Raw genomic sequence first — 4,721 nt, forward strand, 5'->3', positions numbered from 1 at the left:
GTCTATATCTTTAGGAATATTAGAAAGCGTACTTTCTTGTAAAAAATCTGCTTCTACAACAGTAATTAGGGGCTCGTTTTTATACCATTCTTCTGCACGTAACTTGTCTCTAACAGCGCATACAACATTATGCCCTTCTTCTATTAAAAGGGGCACTAGTCTTTTGCCTATGTAGCCTGTTGTACCTGTTACTAGTATTTTCATTTATTTATTTTGGTCTTTGGTATGTAAATCTTTTGTTTGTTTTGGGAACCGCATAGGCGTCTAGGCCATTAATTGCAGCTACTTTTCCTTTTGTTAAATCTATTAACCCATCTTTTTGTAAGAGGTCTTCATTAACATATAAATTCATTATTTCACCAATAACCAAAATAGTATTGTTAGCAGCTATAGGCATTTCTTCTATAAACTTGAGTTCTAATTGTACTGGAGCACCTTTTAAAAATGGAGCAATACAATTGTCTTTATACTCTGGTACTAATTTAGTCTTTGTAAATTCTGATACCTCTTCTGGATATTTGGCAGAAGTGTGGTGAGCATCTTCTAAAATATCCTGATGTATATGATTAATGGTGTATATTTTTGTTTCCTTAATATTTTTATAAGTATGTCTAGGTACAGTAGTAGGTCTACAAATAAAGCCTAATAAAGCAGGGTTAGAACCTAAATGAATAACAGAGCTAAATACTGCAATATTTTCTTGTCCGTTAACAGACTTAGTACCAATTAAATTGGCAGACTTATAGCCCGAGGCACTATTTATCAAATTAATTTTGAACAAATGCTCTAGCTCTTTTATATTGTCATTAGTATATTTTATCATTTACTTAAAGCGATAGATAATTATTAATTTTAATGTTTTTTGATTTTAAATCGAACATTAAATTATACAGTCCAAAAAATGTTCTGTTAATGTAAATAAAGTGCTTAGAACCTCTGTTTCCGTTCATTTTACGTAGTTCTGTACTTTTACTATATTTTTCTCCTAATTCTGCAATTTGATTAAAGAAAACTGGGTCAGAAAAATCAAACGTATCATTATGAAAAGGTTTTGTAAACAGACTTAACATCTCATAAAAAAGATCAGAAAAGAAGGCAATTTCTTCTTTAGAGTCATCTTCTTTTAAAATTTCTAATTCGTGCATTTTCTGAGAAAATAATACAGGATTATTAATAACCTCTGGTTTAGCCAACTCAAAATAGGGTACGTAAAAATTTGTAGGCACTTCTTTGATACATCCAAAATCTAAAGCAATTAGCTTACTCTCTTTAGAAATTAAAAAATTGCCAGGATGAGGATCTGCGTGTACTTTGCGTAACACGTGCATTTGGTACATATAAAAATCCCATAATGCTTGCCCTATTTTATCTGCTTTTTCTTGGTTTGCATTATGTGCTGTAAACTCGCTCAAATGCTCACCAATCATCCAATCCATAGAAATAATACGTTCCGATGAAAATTGCTCATAATACTGCGGAAACTTTAAGTTTGGTATGTGTTCGCAAGCTTTTGCCATTTCCTTGCTTTGCTTTATTTCTAGCAAGTAATTGGTCTCTTCTATTAGTTTGTTTTCTACTTCAGCAAAATACTTATCAGAGTCTTTACCCTTTATATTAAACATTTTAATAGCTATAGGTTTTACCATAGCTAAATCTGTAGAAATGCTATCTGCTACACCAGGATACTGAATTTTAACCGCTAATTTTTTACCATTAGCTTCAGCATAATGTACTTGTCCAATACTAGCTGCATTTACAGAGTTAACATTAAAAGTGTCAAATATTTCATTTGGTGTTTTACCAAAGTATTTTTTAAATGTCTTTTGTACTAAAGGAGCAGACAAAGGAGGAACAGAAAACTGAGCTAAAGAAAATTTTTCTACATATGCCTGTGGCAATATGCTTTTTTCCATACTTAGCATCTGTGCTACTTTTAGAGCACTACCTTTTAATTGCTTTAGACTATCGTAAATATCCTCAGCATTGTTCTTATTTAGGCGTTCTTTTGCTTCCATTTCTGTTTTAGTTAGCTTATCACCATAATATTTAAGGTAATTAACACCAACTTTAGCACCAGTAGTAACTAATTTGCTGGCACGTTGTATTTTAGAAGTAGGTATTTTGTCTATAGTTTTCATAGGCTACAAGTTCATATTAATTTTTTCTTTATAAATAAACTTTCCTAGATCTATAATGCTTTGTAAGGGTTTGGTATCTAGTAGGTCAAACGTAGTGTTAACGCTTTTTTCGATAAAAATATCTGTTTTTTCAAAAGATGAAGAAGTATCATCTAACCAAAATTTAATTGTAATTAACAACTGTATCCAAGCAGATTCTTTTAATGTTTTTTGCTGAATTTTCTCTAATTTTTCCTGCTTTAAATCAATTGTATCTATATCTAAACCAATAATATAGTTGCTAAAACTATTTTTAAGATTAGACAACATACTTACAGATTTTAATTTGTTTTTGTGTTTATTTAAAGCATAAACTACATAACTTCTATTAGCAGTTAGCATTTCAAAAAAGGTATAATAAAAACTTAGAAGTTTAGTTCTACTGTCAAACTCGCTATAAGCTTGGTCTGTTTCTAAAGCTTTGATAGTATGATTATAAAAAGCGTTAAATATGTGTTTTTCTAAGGTATCAAAGGAATTAAAGAAGTTGTAAAAAATGGATTCTTCAAAATTATTAATTTTAGAAAATTTATAGACAGAAGACGGTTGCTTTTCGTTTTCTAGTACAAAATCCATATAAAAATTGATAATATCCTCTGCTGTTACATTCTTTTTCTTTGCCATAATTTCTTTATTTCTAAAACAAAGATACAAAAATGTCTAACTATTTTAGTTAAAGATTAGACAAAAATGCAATTATACCTGTTTTACAGGGTTTTATTTACCTAAATGTTAGTGTTTACTTAAATATATATAATGTTTAAATTGTTACCCTTAGCTTTGCATTTTATTAAAAATTAAGTATCTACTAATGAAGATTAAAATAATACTCATATATGTGTCTGCCTTAACTGCAGGTCTAATTTTTGGACAGTTTAGTAGCTCGTTGGTAGGAGTTTTGCCAGAGGCTGTATCAGAATCTTCCGGATTAATACTATACAATGATTTATTAATTACACACAACGATTCTGGTAACACACCAACTTTATATTTTTTGAATAAAAACAGTTTTAAGGTTGAAAAAAAAGTAGAGGTAACAAACGCAAAGAATATAGACTGGGAAGACATTACACAAGATAAAGATTATGTATATGTTGGCGATTTTGGAAATTATTGGGGGGATAGAGAAGATCTTGTTATTTATAGAATAGCTAAAAAAGACCTAAAATTATTAGATAAGGTTACTGCAGAAAAAATTTACTTTAACTATTCTGATAAAACAAGTAATACACGAAAAAGTAGAAGTGATTATGATGCGGAATCTCTTTTTTACAAAGGAGGGGAGCTGTATATTTTAACAAAGCAATGGAGGTCTAAAGGTACTGTTGCTTATAAAATACCTGCAAAACCAGGCAAACACATAGCATCTAAAGTAGGGGAATATAATACAAACGGTATGGTAACAGGAGCAACATATAACAATAGTAATAATAAGATTGTTTTAGTTGGTTACAATATGTTTATGTTGCCATTTGTAATAGAAATAGAAAATAGTACTGCATCTAATTTATTTGCAGGTACAGTAAAAAAAACACCATTAGAAATAGGTTTTGCTCAAATAGAAGGAATTACAAAGTTTAATGATGATACATATTATTTATCTTCAGAATCTTTTACAAAACTAGGGGCTAATGCAAGTATTTATAAGCTAAAATAGCTTAAACAGTATTTTTTTATCTAATTTGAGCTCTTAAAGTTTAAGATTTTGTTAACATTTAAAGGGGTGCGTGTACCGTAATTTTGAGGAAACTTAATAAACTACAAACAAAATGAAAAAAATTGCATTAGTATTAATTGCAGTGTTTGCTTTAACAGGAGTACAAGCACAGATTGAAACACCACAACCAAGTCCGTTTACTAAAATGGAACAAAAAGTAGGTTTAACAGATGTTACTTTAGAGTATTCTAGACCATCTGCAAGAGGTAGAGAAGTTTTTGGTAATCTAGTACCTTTTTCTAAATTATGGAGAACGGGAGCTAATAAAAATACTGTTATTACATTTAGTAATAATGTAACTATTGGTGGTAAAGAAGTAAAAGCTGGTTCTTACGCTATATTTACTAAGCCAGGAGAAACTTCTTGGGAAGTAATATTTTACGCAGATACAAATAACTGGGGAACACCAAGAGAGTGGGACCAGTCTAAAGTTGCTGCTACAATTAAAGCAGATGTTGTAAAAATGCCAATGAAAATAGAAACTTTTACAATGACTTTTGACGACTTAACTTCTGGTTCTGCTGTATTGGGTATTTTATGGGAAGATGTATATGTAGGTGCTAAATTTGAAGTTCCTACAGATAAAACTGTCTCTGCTGCTATTGCAAAAACTATGAATGGTCCTAGCGCACAAGATTATTATGCAGCTGCTGTATATTACAAAGAATCTGGTAAGGATATTAACCAAGCAAAAACTTGGATGGAAAAAGCTATGAGTATGATGGAGAAACCTGCATTTTACCAATTAAGACAATTATCTTTAATTTACGCTAAAGCAGGAGATAAGAAAAAAGCTATTGAGACAGCTAAAAAATCTTTAGTTGGTT

6 protein-coding genes are annotated in these 4,721 nt (G+C 30.3%); 2 read left to right on the top strand and 4 right to left on the bottom strand.

Annotation, left to right across the window (positions count from 1 at the left end; all coding sequences use genetic code 11):
- The 4 genes from ABJD66_RS15190 to ABJD66_RS15205 form a co-directional block, all read right to left on the bottom strand.
- Window positions 1-204 (bottom strand): NAD-dependent epimerase/dehydratase family protein (locus ABJD66_RS15190; protein ID WP_348133198.1); only part of this gene is annotated, 204 nt, incomplete at its 3' end.
- 4 nt (window positions 205-208) lie between these two features.
- Window positions 209-823 (bottom strand): flavin reductase, encoded by a 615-nt coding sequence (locus tag ABJD66_RS15195; RefSeq protein WP_100895737.1) that lies wholly within the window; start codon window positions 821-823, stop codon window positions 209-211.
- 4 nt (window positions 824-827) lie between these two features.
- Window positions 828-2,138: an AarF/UbiB family protein gene (locus ABJD66_RS15200; protein WP_348133202.1), complete on the bottom strand. Its 1,311-nt coding sequence runs from the start codon at window positions 2,136-2,138 to the stop codon at window positions 828-830.
- Window positions 2,139-2,141: 3 nt separating this feature from the next.
- Window positions 2,142-2,801 (bottom strand): TetR family transcriptional regulator C-terminal domain-containing protein, encoded by a 660-nt coding sequence (locus tag ABJD66_RS15205; protein WP_303541607.1) that lies wholly within the window; start codon window positions 2,799-2,801, stop codon window positions 2,142-2,144.
- A gap of 187 nt (window positions 2,802-2,988) precedes the next feature.
- Between ABJD66_RS15205 and ABJD66_RS15210 the strand changes: the two genes are divergently transcribed.
- Entirely contained in the window at window positions 2,989-3,834 is an 846-nt protein-coding gene (locus tag ABJD66_RS15210) for a T9SS C-terminal target domain-containing protein (RefSeq protein ID WP_303541609.1), read from the top strand.
- A 112-nt stretch (window positions 3,835-3,946) separates the two neighbouring features.
- Window positions 3,947-4,721: DUF2911 domain-containing protein (locus ABJD66_RS15215; RefSeq protein WP_348133206.1), on the top strand; the 775-nt coding region annotated here is incomplete at its 3' end.

Origin of the sequence: Cellulophaga sp., assembly GCF_039943695.1 — a bacterium.
Classification (GTDB): Bacteria; Bacteroidota; Bacteroidia; order Flavobacteriales; family Flavobacteriaceae; genus Cellulophaga.

Bases quoted from the DNA above. Each gene is read 5' to 3' on its own strand.
- ABJD66_RS15195 (WP_100895737.1), bottom strand. From the start codon at position 823: ATGATAAAATATACTAATGACAATATAAAAGAGCTAGAGCATTTGTTC.
- ABJD66_RS15200 (WP_348133202.1), bottom strand. From the start codon at position 2,138: ATGAAAACTATAGACAAAATACCTACTTCTAAAATACAACGTGCCAGC.
- ABJD66_RS15205 (WP_303541607.1), bottom strand. From the start codon at position 2,801: ATGGCAAAGAAAAAGAATGTAACAGCAGAGGATATTATCAATTTTTAT.
- ABJD66_RS15210 (WP_303541609.1), top strand. From the start codon at position 2,989: ATGAAGATTAAAATAATACTCATATATGTGTCTGCCTTAACTGCAGGT.